At 66.9% G+C, this 290-nt stretch carries 1 pseudogene; it reads right to left on the bottom strand.

Annotated elements, in window-relative coordinates:
• Positions 1-290, bottom strand: a pseudogene (locus tag KVS69_RS19340) (JAB domain-containing protein); the annotation flags it as partial.

The raw sequence follows: 290 nt of genomic DNA, 5'->3' as shown, positions 1-290 counted from the left end.
GGTGAACAGCTCTTCATACGCCAAGGTGCGGTTGCGCGTGTCCATGAACAGCACGGCGAACACCTCCTGGGGTCGCGCTCGCAACCGCAGCTTGAAGTAGCGCCCGGCCGAGCCGGGATCGCAGATGCTGTCGCCGCGCTGCAGGTCGGCCAGCAGATGGCGGCTGGCCAACTCCAAGGCGGCGACCAGCTTGCAGGCACGCGCGGGGCCGAGAGCAGGCAGCTACCTCAGCCTGATGGCATCCATGTCCATGAGCCTGCGCAGCGGGCCATGGTTTTCGAGCAGGCGAC

This window comes from Stenotrophomonas sp. GbtcB23, assembly GCF_019091045.1.
Lineage (GTDB): Bacteria > Pseudomonadota > Gammaproteobacteria > Xanthomonadales > Xanthomonadaceae > Stenotrophomonas > Stenotrophomonas rhizophila_A.
The sequence above is the reverse complement of the archived record's forward strand: the minus strand, read 5'-3'. Positions and strand labels throughout refer to the sequence as shown.